Raw genomic sequence first — 22,251 nt, forward strand, 5'->3', positions numbered from 1 at the left:
CCCTGACATACTTCACCTTCTGATTTATCTGGCAAGTATCTGAAGAAAGGGATTGTAATGAAGATCAAAACAAAAATTAACCTGCTCACCCTTATTGTAGCCTCAATACTTGTTTTGGGTCTTATTGCCGGCTCATACATAATAGTTCTTAACGGTCTATTTAATATTGAAGAACATGAGGCCATAGATAATTCAGAAAGGGCAGAGAACTATATTTTTTATAAAATAACCAATATTGACAATATAGACAAAGACTGGGCGTTCTGGGATTCCTCATACTATTTTATGGATGACAAAAACCCGGAATTCATCGAAGAGAATTTTGTTGAGTCAACATTTTATACTCTCAATATCAATTCAATCCTTTATTTCGATCTCAATGACAGCTTTTTTTACGGTGAATACTATAATCTGGATGAAGAAGAGTTCACTGACATTCCTGAAGGACTCATAAATTCCCTCACAGAGCTGGATGCAATAGTAAACCCAAAAAGTCAGGGAAGTGTCTCAGGATTTATTCAGGCAGACGGAGAACTCTATATTGTGGCCATAAACCCTGTTTTAACGAGCAATGTTGACGGAATACCAAAAGGAAATCTTGTAATGGCAAGGGAAGTATCCAGAGAATATATAACCGGCATTTCAGATGAGATCAATATTAACCTTGAAGTAACGAAAATTCCGGATTTGAACAATAAAAACACTGAAATTTACGATAAAATATCCCGCGTTATTTCATACAGCTCAAATGAGGATGAAATCTATGCCAAATCACTGATATATGACATCAATGGATTACCTGTTGCAGAATTAACAGTAACCGATAAGAGGGAATTATTCGGTCTTGGTCTTGAAACAATGGTATTCTTTACCGGATTTGCACTTCTCCTCTCAGCAGCAGTTACTATACTGCTAAACGTCATATTCGAAGCATTGTTCACCAGAAGACTTGAATCTGTATCTTCTGAACTGAAAAGGATAGCAAATACAAAAGATTATAAATCACGTCTTAAAGATGAGCATGATGATGAAATCTCATTAATATCAGATTCTGCAAACATTTTGCTTGATACTATTCAGACAAATGTACAGCATCTTGAGGATAAGAACACTGAATTAAACAAAACCCTGCTGAAAAAATCAGAACTGATTGCAGAACTTCACCACGGGGTTAAAAACAACCTTCAGTATATAATAAGCCTTCTTGGAATCAAGTCACTGAAGATAAGAGATCCAGAGGCACTTGAAGTGATAAATGATGCAACCGGAAGGATCAAATATCTCGGAATGATCCATGATGACCTCTACAGAAAAGAGGAGAGAAAAACCCTTTTCTTTAAGAGTCATCTCTTTGACTTAACAAACCTTATCATGGAAGGTCTGCCCGAAGAGAAGAGGGAGAAGATATCTGTTCAGATAACAGGCGATGAATTTGAAACTGATCTCTCATATGCAATACCTCTCAGCACAGCCATTTATGAACTGATCAAAAACTCAACCGAACATGCTTTTGGTGAAGGAAGGGGCAATATAGGTATTGAACTTGAGAAGAAAAATTCCGGACTTAGAATAAGTATAAAGGATGACGGATCAGGATTAGATGAATCAGGCAGTGGAGAGTTCAGCTTTGGAATTAATTTTGCCAGAAATATTATTACAAAACAGCTGTCAGGAACAATGAAAAATATCGGGTCTGAGGCCGGGACATGCTGGGTGATCTCACTGACAGATACAGCCGGAGATAAAAAATAAATCAGGAAATGTGATTGAAATGGCACTGATTCTTATTGTCGAGGATGAAGACCTGATTGGAGAGTTTATAAGAACGGTCGTCACCGAAGTTCTGGGTTATGAAAGCATAGGCCCTGTAATTTCATGCAGGGAGGCATATCAGGCCGCAATATCGGAGAGACCTGATTTGATCCTGATGGATATACGCCTTGCCGGAGAAGGCGACGGAATTACTGCTGCTGAGAAAATCAGGAAGAAAGGGATCGATGTCCCGATAATATTTGCATCGGCAAGTACTGAGGCAGCCACAGTGAAGAGGGCTGAAGGGATCAGCAACTCAGAGTTTCTTAAAAAACCCTTCGAAATAAAAGATCTGATTAGATACATCTCAAAATATGTTTAACAGGAAAATCGGGAAATCGGGAAATCAGAAAATATCCGGATCTTCTCCAGGATCCCAAATATAATTCCGGCTGTAAAACCGGAATCTTTTCAGAAATAACCGTAAAATCTAAAAAATAGTTTAATATTACCTGAATGTCTCAGGCAAGTTTGTATTTCTCAATAAGTTCATCCCAGTACGGGTCTGCCATAAGCATGTCAAGGCCGTCATTAAGTGTGTTAAGAAGCCTTACATCGTCCTTTCTGACAGCAATTCCGTACTCTTCATCAGTCTGAATTGTACCGAGCATAACAACATCATCCTTCTCAGCAATAATGTCTTTTACAACCGGAGTATCATACATTGCTGCATCAATTCTCTTGTTCTCAAGATCTGCAATCGCAAGCGGGAAGTTGTCATAGAGCTTCAGATTGTCCTTTGGCATAAGTTCTGTCTCAATAAGGTTTGTTTCAATCCATTCTGCTGCTGTTGAACCTCTCTGTGCACCACATACGACCTTTCCGGCCTTATAGTCATCAAGTGTTATTTCAGAGTCTGCTCTTACTGCAACTGCCTGGTTTGCAACCCAATATGGCTTTGAAAAGTTTACTTTCTCAAGTCTCTCTTCATTTATGGTCATTCCGGAATAGACCATGTCAATCTTTCCAGCCTGAAGTGCAGGAATAATGCCGTCCCACGCCATTGGCTGAACTTCAACATCGAATCCTTTCTTATCTGCGATCCACTCAATTGACTCAACATCAAAACCTGTAGGGTTTCCGTCTTTGTCAATATATGAGTAAGGAGGATATTCACCATCAATTCCGACAATGTACTTGACATCGATGATTGTCACTTTCTCTACAACAGGGACTGTCTCATCCGCCCCGGTGCAGCCTGCAATGGCAACCGTCATTACAGCAAGCGCGAGCATAAACACAGCAGTAAGCTTTCTGTCCATAATGAAATTTAGGGCAGATAAGAATATATCGGTTATGAATCTTACCCACAGAAAAGGACCTGATAACCGCACCACCATAATTACAGAAAATTATGTGCAGATTTGTGAAAATAAGAGTTAAGCAATGCAGAATATCTCCGGATAACAAAATATTCATGCCATGCTAAAGCATAACATACTATAGACATGTACTGGAACAAAGAGATGGAGACGCTCAGAGGAGATGACCTTGACAACCTCCAGGCAAAACGACTTCGCTGGACGGTAAAACAGGCACAAAAAGTTCCATTTTACAAAAAACTCCTGAATGAGGCAGGAATTCATGCAGACGACATTAAAAGGAAAGAAGATATTGTAAAGCTTCCTTTTACAACAAAGAAAGATTTGCAGTCCGGATATCCGTTCGGATTTTTTGCTGTCCCTAAAAAAGAGATTGTACGGATACATACCACATCCGGCACTACCGGAAAACCGACTGTAGTCGGATATACCAGAAAGGACCTTGACAACTGGTCTGAACTCATTGCCAGGAATATGACAATGGTCGGCCTTACAGATGAGGATACATTCCAGAATGCAGTGAACTACGGCCTGTTTACAGGCGGACTTGGATTTCACTACGGTGCGGAAAAAGTCGGTATGACAGTAATTCCAAGCGGCACAGGCAACACCAAGCGCCAGATTGAGATGATTGATGACTTTGGTGTAACTGCACTGCACTGCACCCCAGGTTATGCGCTCCATCTCGCCGAGGTTGCAGAGCAGATGGGAACAGAGCTTGAGAGCTTTAAAACCGGAATGTTCGGTGCTGAGCCGTGGTCTGAAAATATGAGAAAGACACTTGAGGATAAACTCGGTGTCACTGCATATGATTCATATGGCATGAGTGAGATGTATGGTCCGGGCGCTGCATTTGAATGTCCGGAAAAGGACGGCCTTCATTTCTGGCATGACTCATACTTAATTGAGATAATCGATCCTGAGACAGGCGAGAGTCTGGCACCCGGAGAGAAGGGCGAACTTGTTGTAACTCCGCTGGTAAAAGAGGCAATGCCACTTATAAGATACAGAACAGGGGACATCACACATATCATTGATGACGAATGCCCCTGCGGGAGAGGGGACCGCATTGCAAGGATCACAGGAAGAAGTGATGATATGCTGGTAATTCGTGGAATTAACATCTTCCCGTCTCAGATTGAGCATGTGCTAAGGTCACTTCCGGAAGTAGGTGATCAGTTTATGGTCTATGTTGACAGGGTAAACCACCTTGATGAGATGACCATTGACACTGAGATAAAAAGAGAGTATTTCAGCGGTGAACTCTCAGACCTTGAAAATATCCAGAGAAAGATAGTTCATCAGTTAAGGGAAACACTGAATATAAGGACGGGCGTGAACCTTGTCGAACCTGAATCACTGCCCCGTTTTGAAGGAAAGGCAAAGAGAGTCATTGATAAGAGAGGCGACAAGATATGAAAATCTGGGACCCAAGAATTGAGGAAATGCCGGCAGAAGAGCTGAAAAAGCTTCAGTACCGCCATCTTAAAACGCTTGTTTACCGTCTTTACAGTTTTTCAGAGTTTTATCACCGGAGAATGGATGAGCAGAAGGTTCATCCGGATGATATAAACTCACTGGCAGACATTACAAAACTGCCGTTTATGTACAAGAGTGACCTAAGGGACAATTACCCGAACAAAATTTTCACAGCTCCGCAGGATGAACTTGTACGGTACCATGTCTCTTCAGGCACAACAGGTAAGCCGACAGTGGTCGGATATACACAGAAAGACCTTGAGATCTGGACAAACTCACTTGCACGGTCGCTCACTGCGGCAGGGCTTGGAAGAGGCGATGTCATGCAGGTATCATATGGGTACGGTCTCTTCACAGGCGGGCTTGGCCTGCATTACGGCGCAGAAAAGATCGGTGCAACAGTTGTCCCGACAAGTGTCGGCAATACGGAGAGGCAGATTGAACTGATGCAGGACCTCTCTGTGACGGCTATCGCCTGCACACCATCATATATGGTTCACCTCGGTGAGACTGCTGAGAAGATGGGCATATCAATAAAGAATGATACTGACCTTAAAACGGCAGTTCTCGGAGCAGAACCCTGGTCTGAGGCAATGCGCCGGAGAATGCAGGAGCAGATGGGAATTTCGGCATACAACATCTACGGCACATCTGAACTTTCAGGCCCGATGTTCACCGAATGTTCGGAGCAGAACGGGATTCACATCTGGGGTGACATTGCATATACTGAGATCATCGATCCGGATACCGGAGAGCAGCTTCCTTCCGGGGAGAAGGGCGAACTTGTGATGACAATTCTTCAGAAGGAGGCACTGCCCATGATTAGGTTCAGAATAGGCGATATTACATCTATTGATGAATCCGTCTGCCCATGCGGCAGGACGCATCCGAGGATTGAGCGGATTCAGGGCCGTGTGGATGACATGCTGATTATACGGGGCATCAATGTATTCCCGTCACAGGTAGAGCACGCACTGCTTGGAATTCCTGAAGTATCGGGACATTTCAGGATTGTTGTTGACCGGAAAGGTGCACTTGACACTATGCTTGTGCAGGTTGAGTTAAATCCGGATTCTTTCTCAGATAAATTATCTGATATAATGGACATACGAAACAAGGTCTCGCATCTGCTGAAAAATCAGCTCAATGTCGGTGTTGGCATTGAACTGGTTGCGCCGGGTGCACTCCCAAGATTTGAAGGAAAGGCTAAGAGAGTAACTGACAGGAGGGTTATGTAATGAAAACCGAGGATTATATAATAAAACAGATTTCCGTATTTTCTGAGAACAGACCGGGAAGACTTGCAGCAATTGCAAAGGCAATGGAAGAGGAGGAGATCAATATATTCGCCTTTTCAATTGCAGAGGCAAAGGGTTTTGGTGTTGTCAGGGTTTTGGTTGACAGGCCAAAAGACGCACTTGACAAACTTGTGAACATTGGATTTATGGTCTCATTTACAGACGTAATTGCGGTGAGCATGCACGATGTCCCCGGCGGGCTGTATGAGATTGCAAATATTCTTGCTAAGAGTGAGATTAATATTGAGTATTCGTATGCTTATTCCGGAAAGGAAGCTGCGGTTCTGATCCTTCGTGTGGACCAGGCAGAAGAGGCAGTGCAGCGCCTCCTGGATAACGGGGCAAATCTCCTTAAATCAGAGATGTTTGCCTGAGAACAGAGATTATGGAAGAGATCCGGCAATAATAAAAATAATAGTTCAGCCGGAAATTCTGGGATTAATTTTTTTATCCCTTATCCGGCCCGCCGGAGTAATTGACAGGAATTGACTCCCGGAGTTTTATTCCGGGTGGTAAAGCCAAAATATAACAGAGATTAAATCATATTAGTTAAGGTAATTCCGGTTACAGCAGTAATCAGGAATATTTAAAGAAACTTTATGGCGCTTTCCCGGACCCATAGGGTAGAGGATATCCTTTTGGGCTTCGAACCCAAAGACGCGGGTTCGATTCCCGCTGGGTCCGCTAAAAATTTATTTTAAATAATTTAATTATTGAACATCATTCTATTTTTATATATGACACATTTCCGGAGGCCACACCTATCGCCACCGGAACAGTTTCCGGATCATCGGCTGCATCAATCGCGGTTGCTATTACCCTGAACTGATAATTTCCGGAGGGAAAGCCATATACATTGATGGTTTCACTCTTTACATAGTCATTCAGCGGCCCTGATAATCCGTTAAGTGTCTTATACGGCAGCCAGATGCCGTCACCCTCGCGGAGGTAATATATTCTGTGATTTACCTGTTCAGTGCCGGAATAATTGACCTTCCATCCCAGGTCAAACCTGTCAGTTACAATATCTCCGGATGTAACTGATAGTTCCTTTATATCCAGTTCGGTGAAGGTGACTCCTGTTGAATTCAGGTCAGCCACTGCCGTGACATATGTGATCGGAAGGGAGAGGTAATCTGTTCCGTTGTTGAAGGTTATTGTTGAACCCGGACCGAATATATTCAGGTTGCCGCTCTTCATAACCTTCAGCCTGAAGCTGGTCTCCCAGTGCTGGCCAAGCCTTATTGTTCCGACATTGAAATCCAGATTCTGATCGTCCTCCCAGTCTGAAGTATCATCAATAGTATGAAACGGCGTTATTACGCCTGATGAATTCCACGACTGAATGGTTGTTGAGACACCATCCAGATAGACGTAGTCAACAACAGGATCTTCCTCTGTATTCTGAACAGTCACATTGTTCAGTTCAATATTGTCAAATACAAGCTGCATCGTTGTATTAACTCCGGCTTCGACTTTAAGTTCTCCGGCAATGCTTGTATATATGGCCTGCAGTTCATCACCTGTGGGTGCATAGTAATATTCACCGCCTGTGCATTCCGCAATTTTTTCGAGAACGTCTTTTCCGCCGGATGAAATACCATCACTGAAAGCAATTGAATATATTGTGACATTATTATTATTTGCATATACTGTAAGATTCTGCTCTGCCGAAGTGAGACCTGAAAACGGATAATAGTTCTCAGTCAGGGTGTCGTAGTCTGTGGGGCTGTAATAATAATATTTATGTCCATAATAATAGTAATAACCGGCATAACCCCTTGCAAGCGGATCGCCATAGTAATTGTAATCACCATCGGATAGGAGAATTACACCCTTTACTGCATCTGCCCTTCCATTATCAACAAGTTCCTTTATAGCAAGGTACAACCCCTTCCTCATCGGAGTACCACTCATCGGGACAATTCTGTCCACTTCAGTCTCAAAATCTGAATGATCCAGAGTCAGCGAGAGATCAGTTGTTGCATAACTACTGTAATATCTCCCGTTTCCGGGATAATGTAAACTTATGTATGATCCATCATCTGAACTTCTGTCATCACGGCCGGCCCAGTAATCATAACCGTAGTAATAGATATTAGACGATCCGGAAACCCCAAATGAGGTAATTCCAACCTGATCACGCCCTTCAGACATCTCTGAATTGAATGTTTTTAAAGCAGACATAGCCGAAACCATCCTGTCCGGATAATCCTTTAACATACTGCCGGAACGGTCAACCGAGACCATAACATCAATCGGATCGGGAGTCAGTTCATAGCCGTCACCGTATATGCTCACACTCACATCAAGAGTGCCATTCACTGCCACAGTCTCAGGTTCTGCCAGAGTTGTGACACTTATATACGGATAATTCTTCCACTCAACTTTTATTGTCCGGCTTACATTATTCCACTGGGCCGTAACTGTGCAGTTTGCCTCAGCAAGTTCGTTATAGTTTGGAGATGACCAGTCAGTCTCAAATTCTCCGGGTATAAATTCAACTATTGCCTGTCCGTCCTCATCAGTTACAGCACTTGCCTGAAGAAGCTGAGGATCTTCAGTCTGGTACGCAGGATATGTCTTATCTTCAAGTAAGAATGACACTACTTCGCTCTTCACCGGATTTCCTCTCTCATCAACAACCTTTGCACGGATACGTGACTTTGAATCAGGAAGTACATCCACACTCGGCATAGTCTCCGGATTTGCAGTCAGGAGCATATTGACAGGTTCTGTGCTGTCAAAAAGGAGGTCGTCGCTGACTGATGCACTTGAATTGTCTGTAGATGTTGCAGTCAGTGTAAACAATCCCTTCTGGCTTTTTGGACCATACGTAACACTAATTCTGCCGGCAGAGTTAGATCGTAAAGTAAAGTCCTCTTCGGTAGGATCTGATGAACTTATGAGAACCGTTCTGTTTCCGGAAGGATTGCCAAAGACATCATACAGAAAATATGTAATTGTAAACGGAGTCTCTCCGTCTGCGGGAACATAAGGGGGATCTGCTGCATGTGGACTGACAGCAGATTCAATTATTGCAGGCGGAGCTGTTGAAATTCCGTTTATCACAATAAGATCCTGACTTACAGGTTCAGGTGGTTCAATATTGATAAGGTTCTCACCCGGAGTTATGGATATGAGAAATGTTACAGTTACAAGACCGTCTGAACCTACTGTTTCTGTAATTGTATCCTCTGAATAATCAAGACCGTTCCAGAACCCCGAAGTATCTCCGGAGGATGAAAATGTTATCTCTTCCGGATTCCCGCCCTCAGCATCTTCCCTCTTACTGTCGATAATATTTCCATAGGCATCCTGTATCCGTACAGAAATATCTGTTTCACTTCCGACTTCAGATTCATAATCATAATGTAAGTACGATATGCTTTCAGTAACGGAATGATCAACATTCAGAGTTATTATTTTAGAGAGAGAATATTCAGAATCATCAACTGTATAGTTTACCTCCGCAACAATAGACGCTTCTCCGCTTTTGGTAGTGGTAAATGTTGTTGAGTAGGGAGAGGAGGAGTCAGAGGTAACACCCGGTTCACCATAAATTTCCGGCTGGGTGCAGTAAAACTCTACCGAAGATACAGAAACACTCAGATTATTAATCTCAACTGTTATTTCAGCAGCTCCTCCACCGGCAGTTATCCACTGGCTGTCAGGTGTAATATCTACTTCAGATTCCTCAAGTGCCGCAGAGACACCACATAACAGAGAGGCTAATATCAGAAAAATAAATATAGTAATGAATTTCATAATCTCTCATCCGCTGATCATTCAGATGGGTAAAAATATGCAATTTCAGAAGATATATCTTTTGGATATAATTCAGACTGAAAAAAATAATATATTTCTCTGAAAAAACCAAATAATATTTCCCTGCAATTGTGCAGGGGTCATAACCGGAAGAATGACCAGTTGGCATTATACCGGAATCAGGACCAATAAAAACCCCTAATTTCAGGACATAATTATTTTTCCGGAAGATCAGATCAGAGGTTGCCGCCGCCCTTCCGGCCGGATCTTCCCCTCGAACCACCTTTTTTAGATCCTGATAATTTCTTCAGGACAAGAAATACCGCTGCACAGATAATTATTATCAGCAGTGCCATTCCGCCTATGAAAATTATGTCAGTCTCTTTTTCAATTGTCAGGATGATCTCCATCTCAGTACTGCCCTTTGGCACATTTTTTGTGATTGCAGTATCTTTGTAACCTTTGCAGGTTATATCAAATGTATAGTCCTGACCTGAGAGAAGTTGTGTGGTTATCTTTCCGGATGAATCAGTCACACCAATTGTGCTGTTCTTTGACTTCACAACCGCACCGGAGACTGCTTTATGATCACCATCTTCAACAAATATTGTGACATCCGATTTGCCGTATTCTATTACTGCAATTATATTGTCATCTGTACCGTCTATTGTGTATTCATTGTACCAGTCTTCATAGCCGGCCTTTCTGACCTCAAATGAGTGTTTTCCGGCGATAAGATTTGTAACGCCGGATCGTCCATATGTGTCGGATTTGCCGAAATAATCTGTATCTATGTAAATTTCAGCAAATTCTACGGGGCGTTTTTCAGTATCATATACTGAGAGTGTAATTGGATATAATGACTTTGAGAGTGTTACAGGATAGATCACTTCATCACTTCCAAAGAAGTGGCTCTCTTCAAATACCTGATATTCATCTTTCTGGATTCTGATATCATAGGTTCTTTCATGTTCGATATATGTGGTAAGTCTGCCATCGCTTCCTGTTGTGCCCTGGAGTATCTCTTCGACATATACTGATGTGCCCGGAAGTGGGAGTCCGTTTTCAGCTTCTTTTACCTGAAAGACAATGATGTCATTTCTTTTGAGGAGATAGTCCACCTTTTTTGTGCTCTGGTCCATCTCAACGGTCTTCTGTGTGGTATCATACCTTGGCAGCTGGATTTCCAGAACATAAACTGACTGGAGGGGCACTTCAAATACTACTTCTCCGGATGAGTCCGTTGCCTCGCTGTCCTCAGTTCCGGTGCCGGAGATCTTCACCACCGCACCTGAGAGTGCTTCAAGGGTGTCGGCATCAAGGACATTTATTGAGAGTATTCCTTCTTCTCGTATCATCTCCGCAAAGAAAGAGGTCTTTGAGCCGGAGATGAGATCATTTAAATATTTATAGCCGCTTTTTTCAATACCTACTCTGAGTGAGTCAGAAAAGGAGTGCGAGTATGTGAACTGGCCATCACTGTCCGTACTTCCGACATATGCACCGTTTATGTAAACCGATGCACCTTCAACAGATGTCTGGTCAAATTCATCCCTTGCAGTAATTGTCAGGGTTGTGGCCTGAACTATGCAGCAGAGGGTTGTTAGTATTAATGCCAGGGCAATTATCCGGCGGAGAATCATGAAAAACTATTCTATCTTTATATTTTTAAATATGCGGGTTGTAATTCCCGTATGTGATATCCGGCAGTCGTTGCCAAGGTATTTGATCAAATACCTGCCGGAGCAGTTATTTAGACTCAGATTATTGTTCATTAGAGCATAAAAAAAGCCTTCAATTACCAATAAACACCTATTTCATGGGTAATTAACTCACCAGAATAAAATTTTTTCTTCCGGAGAATCTATCAGGCAGATGAATAACTATGAAATATAGTAGACATCAGAACAACTGAGTTATAAGAAGTAAATAATTTAAAAAAACTGCAAAAATAAAAAAATGATTTGTTTAATTTAGTCTTTTCTGAGAACCAGTGCTGCGACTGCTCCAAGACCAATCAGTGCAATCAGTGCGCCAAATCCTGGTGAAGCTGTTGGCTTCGGGGTTGGCTGCTCTGTAGGTGCAACTGTTGGTGCGGTTGTTGGACCGGTTGTTGGTGCAGTTGTTGGTGCAGTTGTTGGTGTGGTTCCCTTAAGAACATTGAATGTTGTGGTTGCGGTTGCATCTGCTTCGATTGCTTCTGCTTTAACGATGTACTCGTCAGGCTTGAAGGTTGAAGCGTCAACGTCCATTGACCACTCATTGTATGTTGTTCCCTCTACAACCTGGATGGTTGAAGATACGCCGGAGAACTCGCCGCTCTGTGTCTTCTGTGTTGGTGCGAATGATGAAGATGTTACTTCAACAATAATATCGTCGCCAACAGCGAGGTTTGTTGTTCCGGTAAGTGTGAACTGGTCACCAACGTAGTGGTCACCGATTGAGTTGATCCTGATCCATGGCTCTTCTACGAGGAAGGTCAGCTTGTAGTATGTATCATCAATGTCTGGTGAGTTGATTGCATCAATAAGAGCTTCTGCAGCGTCTGAGCCCTGAAGCTTTCCATCTCCCCAGATATAGAACTGATTGTTTGTAACAGCGCCTACTGTATTTGCTACCTCAACAGGGTTACTGTTTGCAACGGTATCAACATCAAATACACCATTGTACATTGGATGCTGAACAACTACAAAGTACTGACCTGCAGCAAGATTCTGTGTAATTCCAGTTCCCATCTCATATTCAAAAGAACCGTCATCGTTTACGGTTTCAGTGACCATAGCTGAGGTTGGAATGTTAGTTTTATCAGCACCGTTCCAGTAGTTCTTTCCGAGTACCCAGATACCAACACCCTGAGTTGGGTTGCCTTCTGCGGTTCCACGAATGTAGAGTTTATCTCCCTTTGCTACTGTTGATGCTGAGGTTGTTGCTGTAACGAATGGTTTCTTAATTACAATTGAAACGGTATCATATTTTACAGTTGTAAGTCCTGACTTGTCAACATTACCCGATACAACATAGATTGTATATGTACCTGCATCAAGTGGAATGTTAGAGGTATCCCATTTGTATGACCAAGTGTCGTCAGTCTTTACTGTCTCATGTGTTTCATTATTTGCAGCTCCAACTGTGTGAATTGCAGTCTGAGGTGCTAATAATGAACCACCATTTGATGGAAGGTTTGGTCCGGTAATAAACATATAGACATCATTTGTGTCAGTGTTTGTACCTGAAAGGGTTACTTCCTCACCAAGGTAGTATGAACCGTCACCAGATGCTGTGATTGTAACAGATCCCTTTTCCACTTTTACTTTAACAGTATCATAAAGCTGAGAGTTAAGAGTATTGTAACCTGTTACTTTCTGTGCACGAATTGTATAAACGGCATCCTTTGTATTACCATCAGTTGTAAGACCAATAGTGATCTTACCATCGCTGCCTGTTTCAGCATCGACTGACCAGAACTGAACTAAATTAGCTGGCTGAGTAGGAACATCATTTCCAACTGTTATAGTTGTTCCTTTGTAGACTGTGTTAGTTAAGTTATCCATAACAAGATAGCTAACACTGTCCTGATTTGGAAGGAACTTTGGTGCAGTATTGGTTTCATTGTTATAGCTGTTTGTTCCGGAAATCCACACAAAGTAATGTGTCTTTGGTGCTCCTTCAACTGAAACAGTGAAATCATTGTTGCGTACAACTGTTTCCTTATCAGCTGTGATTGAAACTGTGTCCTTATCGATGAGAAGTGTTCCAATCGCGGACTTAGTAACACCAGTTACTGTTCCAAGGTTATCTTTCATGGCATTAACATTAGATGAAGCATAAACCTTGTATGTACCTGCTTTATACAGATCCTGGTCAAGAACCCAGACTGGTTCATAAGCATTGTGCTTTGTACCAACCCAGTAGAGAGTATTATCAGGTCTAACTGGACTGAGTTTAACTGAACCTGTACCATTATATAATCCAGTAAGAGTTGCACCATCAGGTGTTTCTACATAAACATCAATGCCCGCAGTTCCACCACCAAGACGCTTTGTAGTGTCAAATAAGGCATCAAGGTTACTGTTCACACGGATTGCAACTTTAGCATTTGTAATTGCTTTCTGGTTTGTGATATCCTTTAATGTATCATTGTCAAACAGTGATACTGAAAGAGATGGTTTCTCAACATAGAATGTTGCATTTGCAATTGTTGTACCTGACTGATTGTACCATGCTCCGGTTTTACCTGAAAATACATCGGGCGAAACATAGAAGTTAGCCAGATCTGAAATTGTAATCACTGCTGAAGGTGCATCAGATTTTGGATTACTTCCAGCTGCATACCATCCAAGAACAGTAGCTCCTCCGGTTGCACGAGAAATATCTAGACCTGATTCTCCAGTATAAACTGTAGCTTCCTTAGTAATGGTTGTACCATATGCTGCTGCCATTGCAGGCGCTGCAAGAAGAAGTACAGCTACTAGAGCAATCAGTGCCATTCCTATCTTTTTACTTGTCAATTTAAACCTCCTTTAACATACTTGTAAGGATCAGGCCGTCAACCCAGTCCGGCAATTATAACGAAACAGGCCAATTGGCACTTTGTGGCACCATTATGACCAGTTCGACTTTTGCCGAATGAGGATTCACCTTGCCCCATACTCCGAACGACGGAATATACACCAATATTTGTGGAACACTAATTATATCCTTTGTGGTCGGATTGACGGACTGAAGGTTATAAAGAAAGAAGAAAAGAGAATCATAACGACAGCCATTTAATGTTATGCCCACTCTATAAGAAAATATAGCCGCCAGGAGAGATTATCCGGCAGTAAAATCTGAAAGAAAAAAATTCCTGCCGGAAATTGCAGGAACAGCTAAAATCATTTTAATTTCAACCGGATAAACAATCAGGATGTTATTAACAGGATTTTTCGCATGCGCTTTTTTCGTCATTTACAACAATTTCCAGATAGTGTGAGCAGGACAGACAAAATTAAGGCAATATTAATTGCAGTTTTCCGGAAAAAACGCGATTATCCAGTGAAGTAACAAAAATAAACTCTCCACTTACCCCGACCCTCCCCTACTGAGAACCTGTGCGCAGTTACACCCGATATTTACGCAATTACCATAATTCCGGATCAAATGTTCCAATTTTCAGACAAATTCTCCGGCCCGATTCGTCAGATTAATAAATCACCAGTACCAATATGTAAATGCACAATCTACTAAAGTCCGGTAGTGTAGCGGTCAATCATGTGAGACTCTGGATCTTGCGACAGCAGTTCGAATCTGCTCCGGACTATAACATTTTTTAGGTATTTAAATTACAATTCACCTCAATATTCTTAAAATATGATTTTGTGACAGATTTTATGATCATTAGCAGGTATTCTGCCAGCTCCCCACAATACTTACATCAAACAAAAAACTATAATCCCAAACCTGCAATATAATGCATTATGCAGGCAGAAGAACAACACTCAAGGGCAACATTAACCATTCATCCGGACATCAAGGATCGTGTTTGTTCACTTAAACCTGGATTCCCGGAGACACATAACTATAGCGAGGCATGTGGGGCCAAATTCATGTTTAATTGTCATTTGGCCAATATAGTTTGGGCATTTTAAAAATGCACGGCCCAGTTATGTTTTGTAATTACTACCTAACGAGCGAAGCAACACCCATCAATAAAATACACTCCATTTCTAATTTAAAATGAGATACGGCCATTTTGAAAATGGCTCGTTAGGAATTTTCGGGAATCTAGGCTTAAAAGAGGAAATGATACATATAACGATATTTTAAAGACAATACCTGACACCGTAGAAATCGGTGAGGAAGGAGATTGCCACGGCATCATATTTCTCCATTCAGTTCTAGTAAAAGGTGACCTGAAAAAGTTAAAAAAACCCATCACTCTGCGTATGCACATAGAAGATAACGGCACAATAAACCTTGCAAATACTGAATTTAAACTTCTGGTTTCATGTGATAACTTAAACGAAGCTATTAAAGAGGCACAATATGAATATTCAGATTTATTTGACATCTATAATAATTCAGAAACCAAAATGAGTAAGGATGCAGAAGAATTTGGTAAAAAACTGAAAGATTCTGTCTGGATGTAAATATGTGTTCTGAATATCAATTATTTCAAAATCCAGTAAAACTTTACATCAACTACCCTACGCCAGCAGTGCCGCTATAATTCCGGTAAGGAAAACGCCGTCAAAAGTTCCGGCACCACCAATGCTTGCAACCGGAGCACCAATATCGCCAAGCCTCCTCAGGTTTAAGAGATCAGCGCCGGCAAGAGTGCCCATAGTGCCACTAATATATGCAATGACAGGTGCGGCAAGGGGATCGCCCCATCCAAAGATGATACCACATATCAGAGCACATAACGGCGGTATGAAAAACGGAGTCACAATACCAATACCCTGAACCGGCCCTGCAAACCTGTTTGTGACAAATGCTACAATTAAAACAGCAACAAGAATTGAAATATATAATCCGGAATCATAACCCAGACTCATCGTCCGGAAGAGCAGCACAATGCTGATTAATACAGGAATTACAGCACCGCCGAAATTTACAGCAATCACAGTTTCGGTTGAGAAATCCGAGACCCGATAATACCTGTTCATTAAAAGACCATGGGGAACTTTACAGGCCGCAGGATTTGACTTTATTTTTGCAACCGGAATATTGATAAAACTCCCGATAATCGAACCAAAAAGGATCAGAACAACCCCGGCAGGACCAAAACCAAGCCTTGCAAGAGCACTACCTATAATACCAAGAAAAATCAGCGGCAGCAGGAAAATTAGTGCAATTATCAGAAATATAAGAATTATTATCGAAAAAGGATTGAAAAAATATCTGTGCATAACTGATGAGAAAATAGGTTTTTGATATATTTAAAATTCATGAAGAGTAACTACCAGAGACATTGCCGGCAATAAAGTCCTCCATGTTCAGCCATATCTGCCTGCTGGACACAGAATAATGGATTGATGTCTGAAAAGATCAATAATTTATTATTTCGAGATCAGGGACTTTTGAGAATTGATTATCACGGGTAATCAAAACCCGATCATGACAGAGTACCATTGCAGCAATTACCTCATCAAAATCACCGATAGGAATACCCTTCAATTTCAAATCTGCTGAAAAATGTCCAAAAGTCTCGCAAACGTCCTGACTGAAAGGTAGAATGTCAAATAATGACAAAACCACTCTGACTTTTTCCAGATTCAAATTAGACATCTCAGACAAATTTGCCCCTTTATGGAGTTCAAGAGTTGTAATTACAGTAGCCAGAGTAATTCCCTTAGATTCATATAATCTGTACAAATCTATTGCTCCGGATTTATTTCTCATAAGATCTATTAAAACAGGTATCGGCAACAGGCATCAGAATTTAACCTCTCTCATTTTCTCACGTCGCATCTCCTTTGATACCTTTTCAATGCTGTCAGCAAGATCATTACAGTTACCTATTTCATTCAGAACATCTGATAATTTCCTTTTACCAGAGTAATTTCTTATTATAACATCCGAAAAACTTTCCATATCCGTTTTTTTAAGGCCCTTCAGAAGATTATATGCCTCATCAGATATGGGTATCGTCCTTGTTGTCATAAACTTTGATAGGTACTACAAATAAATAAATTATTAGGTTTGGGGAATATAAATTCTGAAAAGAATAATAATCAGGCAATTATCTCCCCTTTCCGGCAGATAATACAGGCATGGTCATGATGATAAGGCTCAAGCCAGAGAGTGTCCTCAACAACAAGGCCACCAGCTTCCAGCTCAAGGATTGATGCCTCAAAGACCTCTTTAGCAGATCTGGTGACATCAACACTTCTCGTCTTCAGCATAAGGATCAGAATGCCGCCGTCCTTTAATAAAGGCAGATTTTTTATTGCAATCCCTGTCTGATCCGGCTGGGCAACATCCTGATAGAGCATATCAGCCGGTTCGGTGATCATAGCATACTCAGAAGGCCGGCCCGCATCCCCCATAATCGGGACAATATTCTTTCTCCGCTCCGAAACAGCCATCAGATCCTGCATGGGACGTGGGGCAAATTCCACAGCATATACCGTATCCACATAATCAGCAACGTGAGACACCGTCGTTCCGTTAGCAGCACCAAGATAAAGGACAATAAACTCAGGAGGGAGATCAATATCCTTTCTCTTCATCACAAGTGCAGCAAATTTACTCCGGTAAGGGTTCCACACCCTGTAACCGTCCATCATCCTCTCCCCGTAAACCCCGCCTTTGCCTTCAGAGAGAAGCACATTATTAATCCGGATCATTCAGCATCACCACTGTTATTTTTATTACCTGCTTCTTTTTTTTCGTATTCAGCCCCGTACAGAGTCCGGTCTATCCTCTCCTGTGCCTCACATATAAACTCTTCATTAAAAGAACCGGTATAATAATCTATTTTTGCAGCAATAGCCAGTTTTCCGGCCAGCACCCTGGCAACCTTCCCGCGAACAGGTTTTGGGGCATTATGGACACGCCTGTGCTGAAAGATAATCCCGTGCTTGGGCGGCGGAGTTTTAGCCCGCATATGTGTAAACAGTGCACTTTCAGCACCAATCACCTGAATTGAAGAGGAAGGCAGCCCTGACAGCTCCTTAAGGCTGCCTGCCCGTGAGATAAGTCTTGCAGCAACCAGTCCGCCGACAAGTTCACTACAGTTTGGTGCAAGTTTACCGGCCATAGCAGATATAGCCTTCATAAGCCTTGTACGCTCATCTGCAAGTTTTTCAATATGCCCGGCAAGATAACCAAGGCCCGTGCCCCTCTCCCTCTTCATCTGGCCAAGCATCTTCTTTGCCGGAATATTCTTATATTTCCTTGAAAAACCGGGCTTCCTGACCAGGTACCACTCAGTTGCCCTCTCAGTCATCAGATTAATAACATTGTCCATCTCATCAAGCATCCTCACCATCTGGACAAGCTCAAGGTCCTCCTGACTGTAATGCTCCTTTATCTTCTCTTCTGCATGGGCAAAACAGACCTTTCTGAGGGCAGAGAGATATTCACGCCGATCACTGAACATTCCTGCATCAATAGCAACTCCGGGGTCCACCGGCACAACATGCCCGGAAGAGGACAATTCCTTAATACGGGCGATAAATTCCTGAATATCACCTTCAAAGGGCTTAAAAACCCCGTCTTCATCCATATCTCCAAACCAGAAACTCTGCATACTGCAATATCATCAGTCAGGATTTTATAAAAAATGGCGTAAATATGCGCAGGTCACAACTCTGCGGCAATCAGAATATATAGACATAATCCACATTAATTAAAGAAAAAATAAGACCGGCATTGCAACAGAAAAAGGAAGATAATGAGATCAATTCCCAATATAATTCCGGAAAACAACAAATAACCAACATTCAGAGAATTTTTGGTGCGCCATAAAATATCAGGAAATACTGACATACCAATATTACCACAATTAACGGACAGAATAACAAAATGATCATCGAAGCAGCATTATTTATCACCGGACTGATTTTCCTAGTAAAAGGAGCAGACTACTTTGTAGAAGGAGGAGGAGGACTTGCATCAAGATATGGGGTATCCCCTTCAACAATAGGACTTACAGTTATCGCATTCGGGACTTCGCTGCCGGAATTTGTGGTTAGCATAAATGCAATACTTAGTGAAAATCAGGGCATTGCACTTGGCAATGTTGTAGGAAGTAATATCGCAAATATAGGGTTTATTCTTGCCTTCTGTGCAGCCATTAAACCCGGAATATTCCTGCTCAAGAAAAAGAAGGGACAGATTCTTTCAAATGAAGCCGGAATGATGATTGCGGCAACACTGCTCTTCCTCGCATTTGCTGCAACAGGTGCACTCACCTTCACCGCCGGAATTGCATTCCTGATATTATTTATAATTATAATGATATTCCTGTGGAAAAGCACCCCCGGAGAGGATGAGAAGATAGAATCTCATGGCATAATGGATTTTGTTTACCTTATCGGCGGGGTACTGGGAGTAATTATAGGATCACAGCTGGTGGTAAACAGCTCAACAGCCATAGCAGAAACATTTGGAGTGCCGTCATATATTATAGGAATTTCAATGGTGGCAGTAGGGACGTCACTGCCGGAATTTGCCACATCCGTAGTTGCGATATGGAAAAATCAGGGTGGCATATCAATCGGAAACATACTCGGCAGCAACATATTCAATCTGCTCTTTGTAATGGGAATAGGCGTGTTAATCCGTCCGATAGAGATCCCATCAATGACCGACATCCTGATAATGACAGGATTTTCATTTGCAGCCCTTCTGCTCTTTGTAAGATCAAAGGGATTTATCAGGGCACTTGGAATACTGCTGCTAATGTCCTACGCCGGATATATCTGCATGCTCTTTCTCTGAGTATCCGGACTGCAATTTTTTTTCACTATTTTTCACCAGTAACACAAGTTACTCTATGTAATCTTACTCTGGCAGATAATATCCCTGCAATTATTCACATCAGCTCAAGGGACCACAAAATAACGGGGAGCATAATTGCACCCATGCACGATACCCTCCTGACATTAATTACTGAGGGCACAACACCGACAGCCGTCGCAAGTGCCAGGATGAAAAGACCATAAGGCCCGGTCAGTATGAAACTGAGAATAACACAGAAGATTATGACTGCTATACTGACATTCCGGACATTGAACCCCTTAAAAATACCCATACGTCCGGCAAGGAAGAATGTGACCAGGTAAGCAATGATGGCGGCAAGTGCACCAAATGCAACAAGGAGCAGCACAGGCGGGAGATCAATCAGGGAAATTGCAACCATAATGCCGTTTCTGGTCCTTGAAAGGGCATAGAGTGCCGCAAGGCCTAAGAAAGCATTGGCAGTATTTGCAGCACCGGTGGCCACAATAAAACCGCCGCCATCCCTGTCATAATTGAGAAAGGATGCCAGAACAGCATTGGCAGAGGCGTTTGACAATCCCGGAAGCCAGCCGACAACAGCACCGGCAACAGTGCCGGCAAGGCTGCATGTAAGTACTGAATTATCCCGGCTCCATCCTGAATTGTTAACCTGTTCAGGCATCACACCTCCGGATGATAAGAGCAGAACAGAAATTCCAAAAAGCCCGGTAAGAAGCGGCATAAGTATCCCGGACTGCCCGGCAATGCCGGTTGCAAGATATGGATAATTAAATGTAAACATACCCAGTATTCCGGATGTCAGAAAAACGGCAGTGAACCACTCAGGAGATTCAGATGAGAGCGCCAGAATACCTGCAACAGCAATCAGTAAAATTCCAATCCACCAGTCGATATAATCCTGAAATACCGGAAGGACTGTACAGAAGATAACAATAAGCGGCATTGAAAATATAACTGCATACAGGCCGCCGACAGCAGAGAGGCGTACAGCCTCACTCCCCCTTCCTTCCAGTATGAATTTGTGCGCCGGAAGAACAGTTATTGCTGTGTCTGCGTCAGGGATACCAAAGACTGTAGATGGGATAATGTCCAGAAATGTATGGGTAATCAGTGCAGAGAAGAGAGATACCGCCATTGCTTCCGGCCCTAAGATGAGAAGAACTGCCGCCTGAAAGGAGAGAAGAAATCCTGCCATCGTATTCGCATGTATTCCGGGAATAAGGCCGCTGATGATTCCCATAATAAGGCCCAGAGCAAGACCTGCGAATAATTCAGGCAACAACTGTCAGTCACATCCGGATAACCTGATATTCTGCTGACAGTGCAATAATAATTATGATCTTATCCCAAAAGTCAGCCACAATAAAAACTGCATAAGATATTCTAATATTGAGATAGTTTTTATCTGTATCAATCATATATTCATGATACAATGAGAATCGCAGTCACAAGACTGAAGGAGAAAGCCGGCAAAGACAGGGAAACCTGCAAAGAATACGGCCATTCCTGCTATACAGTCTCACCGCTAAAGTCTGAAATATACCATGATTCAGCCGATATATTTATTGAAAAGGCAAATGACGGAAATTATGACTGCATCTTCTTTACAAGTGCACTTCCGGCTGAGATAATTGCGCCACGCCTCAGCGTCAGTGCAAGAGTTGTTGCAATAGGCCCTCAGACTGCCGCAACACTTGAAAAATATGGTATAAAAACCGAGATCCTCCCCGCCTTTTATTCAAGGGATTTTGCGCCATACCTCGGTGAATGGCTGAAAGGAAAAAATATCGGAATACCACGTGCAGATGTGCCCAATCCCGTTCTAATTAGTTCAGTTGAGGATGCAGGCGGAATTGTGGATGAAATTCCGGTATATGCCCTTGAAGCCACAGGCGAGAGGCTCAATCTTGACGATGCCGATGCAGTACTCTTCACAAGCGCAAATTCATTCTCACTTGCAGTATGGGATAAAGATACGGAAATTATCAAAATTGCAATAGGTGACATCACCGCCGGAAGAATGAGGGATGCAGGTATAATTCCGGATGTGACTGGCGACGGATCACTGAAGGGCACACTAAGGGAAATAAACAGATATACTGATAATTTAAAGAGAGACTGAA

18 protein-coding genes and 2 tRNA genes are annotated in these 22,251 nt (G+C 42.3%); 10 read left to right on the forward strand and 10 right to left on the reverse strand.

The annotated features are described in order from the left end of the window. Nucleotides 1-57 precede the first annotated feature (57 nt). Both L6E24_RS06215 and L6E24_RS06220 read left to right on the forward strand, forming a co-directional pair. Nucleotides 58-1,752 carry a CHASE4 domain-containing protein gene (locus L6E24_RS06215; RefSeq protein ID WP_257743835.1) on the forward strand — a complete coding sequence of 565 codons (1,695 nt, stop codon included), beginning with the start codon at nt 58-60 and terminating at the stop codon, nt 1,750-1,752. A gap of 19 nt (nt 1,753-1,771) precedes the next feature. Further along, on the forward strand, nt 1,772-2,134 hold the full coding sequence (locus tag L6E24_RS06220; RefSeq protein ID WP_257743836.1) for a response regulator: 363 nt from the start codon (nt 1,772-1,774) through the stop codon (nt 2,132-2,134). Nucleotides 2,135-2,273: 139 nt separating this feature from the next. Here the strand turns inward: L6E24_RS06220 and L6E24_RS06225 are convergent, their stop codons facing one another. Continuing rightward, a complete protein-coding gene (locus L6E24_RS06225) occupies nt 2,274-3,074 on the reverse strand; it encodes a basic amino acid ABC transporter substrate-binding protein (protein WP_257743837.1) in 801 nt (266 codons plus the stop codon). Between the two features lie 186 nt (nt 3,075-3,260). On the opposite strand from L6E24_RS06225, the gene L6E24_RS06230 reads away from it, so the two are divergent. The 4 genes from L6E24_RS06230 (at nt 3,261) to L6E24_RS06245 (ending at nt 6,595) form a co-directional block, all read left to right on the forward strand. Beyond that, nucleotides 3,261-4,553 (forward strand): phenylacetate--CoA ligase family protein, encoded by a 1,293-nt coding sequence (locus L6E24_RS06230; protein ID WP_257743838.1) that lies wholly within the window; start codon nt 3,261-3,263, stop codon nt 4,551-4,553. Then, nucleotides 4,550-5,851, forward strand: coding sequence for a phenylacetate--CoA ligase family protein (locus L6E24_RS06235; RefSeq protein ID WP_257743839.1), 1,302 nt, complete (start codon nt 4,550-4,552; stop codon nt 5,849-5,851). The genes L6E24_RS06230 and L6E24_RS06235 overlap by 4 nt, the downstream gene beginning before the upstream one ends. Further along, on the forward strand, nt 5,851-6,285 hold the full coding sequence (locus L6E24_RS06240; protein WP_257743840.1) for an ACT domain-containing protein: 435 nt from the start codon (nt 5,851-5,853) through the stop codon (nt 6,283-6,285). The genes L6E24_RS06235 and L6E24_RS06240 overlap by 1 nt, the downstream gene beginning before the upstream one ends. Before the next feature lie 238 nt (nt 6,286-6,523). Beyond that, nucleotides 6,524-6,595: transfer RNA gene (locus L6E24_RS06245), tRNA-Arg, on the forward strand. A 36-nt stretch (nt 6,596-6,631) separates the two neighbouring features. On the opposite strand, the gene L6E24_RS06250 is transcribed toward L6E24_RS06245, so the two are convergent. From L6E24_RS06250 to L6E24_RS06260, 3 genes are all read right to left on the reverse strand, one after another. Next, entirely contained in the window at nt 6,632-9,679 is a 3,048-nt protein-coding gene (locus L6E24_RS06250; RefSeq protein ID WP_257743841.1) for a VWA domain-containing protein, read from the reverse strand. Between the two features lie 236 nt (nt 9,680-9,915). Further along, entirely contained in the window at nt 9,916-11,322 is a 1,407-nt protein-coding gene (locus tag L6E24_RS06255) for a collagen binding domain-containing protein (RefSeq protein ID WP_257743842.1), read from the reverse strand. Between the two features lie 330 nt (nt 11,323-11,652). Continuing rightward, nucleotides 11,653-14,187, reverse strand: a complete 2,535-nt coding sequence (locus L6E24_RS06260) for an MEMAR_RS02690 family S-layer glycoprotein (RefSeq protein ID WP_257743844.1) — start codon at nt 14,185-14,187, stop codon at nt 11,653-11,655. A 718-nt stretch (nt 14,188-14,905) separates the two neighbouring features. On the opposite strand from L6E24_RS06260, the gene L6E24_RS06265 reads away from it, so the two are divergent. Together L6E24_RS06265 and L6E24_RS06270 are read left to right on the forward strand one after the other, a co-directional pair. Next, nucleotides 14,906-14,978 (forward strand) — tRNA-Gln (locus tag L6E24_RS06265). A 625-nt stretch (nt 14,979-15,603) separates the two neighbouring features. Next, nucleotides 15,604-15,807: a hypothetical protein gene (locus L6E24_RS06270; protein ID WP_257743845.1), complete on the forward strand. Its 204-nt coding sequence runs from the start codon at nt 15,604-15,606 to the stop codon at nt 15,805-15,807. Nucleotides 15,808-15,864: 57 nt separating this feature from the next. Here the strand turns inward: L6E24_RS06270 and L6E24_RS06275 are convergent, their stop codons facing one another. From L6E24_RS06275 to L6E24_RS06295, 5 genes are all read right to left on the reverse strand, one after another. Further along, nucleotides 15,865-16,569: a DUF1614 domain-containing protein gene (locus L6E24_RS06275; RefSeq protein WP_257743846.1), complete on the reverse strand. Its 705-nt coding sequence runs from the start codon at nt 16,567-16,569 to the stop codon at nt 15,865-15,867. Between the two features lie 139 nt (nt 16,570-16,708). Then, complete coding sequence (locus tag L6E24_RS06280) at nt 16,709-17,062, reverse strand: type II toxin-antitoxin system VapC family toxin (RefSeq protein ID WP_257743847.1); 354 nt, start codon at nt 17,060-17,062, stop codon at nt 16,709-16,711. 33 nt (nt 17,063-17,095) lie between these two features. Beyond that, nucleotides 17,096-17,323, reverse strand: a complete 228-nt coding sequence (locus tag L6E24_RS06285; RefSeq protein ID WP_257743848.1) for an antitoxin VapB family protein — start codon at nt 17,321-17,323, stop codon at nt 17,096-17,098. Between the two features lie 71 nt (nt 17,324-17,394). Continuing rightward, entirely contained in the window at nt 17,395-18,009 is a 615-nt protein-coding gene (locus L6E24_RS06290) for a fibrillarin-like rRNA/tRNA 2'-O-methyltransferase (protein ID WP_257743849.1), read from the reverse strand. Then, nucleotides 18,006-18,914 carry an NOP5/NOP56 family protein gene (locus L6E24_RS06295; RefSeq protein WP_257743850.1) on the reverse strand — a complete coding sequence of 303 codons (909 nt, stop codon included), beginning with the start codon at nt 18,912-18,914 and terminating at the stop codon, nt 18,006-18,008. The genes L6E24_RS06290 and L6E24_RS06295 overlap by 4 nt, the downstream gene beginning before the upstream one ends. A gap of 275 nt (nt 18,915-19,189) precedes the next feature. Here L6E24_RS06295 and L6E24_RS06300 point away from each other — a divergent pair, with 275 nt between their 5' ends. Then, entirely contained in the window at nt 19,190-20,107 is a 918-nt protein-coding gene (locus tag L6E24_RS06300) for a calcium/sodium antiporter (protein ID WP_257743851.1), read from the forward strand. 94 nt (nt 20,108-20,201) lie between these two features. Here L6E24_RS06300 and L6E24_RS06305 read toward each other — a convergent pair whose 3' ends face one another. After that, complete coding sequence (locus L6E24_RS06305; protein ID WP_257743852.1) at nt 20,202-21,407, reverse strand: tripartite tricarboxylate transporter permease; 1,206 nt, start codon at nt 21,405-21,407, stop codon at nt 20,202-20,204. Nucleotides 21,408-21,560: 153 nt separating this feature from the next. Between L6E24_RS06305 and L6E24_RS06310 the strand changes: the two genes are divergently transcribed. Next, nucleotides 21,561-22,250, forward strand: coding sequence for a uroporphyrinogen-III synthase (locus L6E24_RS06310; protein WP_257743853.1), 690 nt, complete (start codon nt 21,561-21,563; stop codon nt 22,248-22,250). Nucleotide 22,251: the final 1 nt, after the last annotated feature.

Origin of the sequence: Methanoplanus endosymbiosus, assembly GCF_024662215.1 — an archaeon.
Classification (GTDB): Archaea; Halobacteriota; Methanomicrobia; order Methanomicrobiales; family Methanomicrobiaceae; genus Methanoplanus; species Methanoplanus endosymbiosus.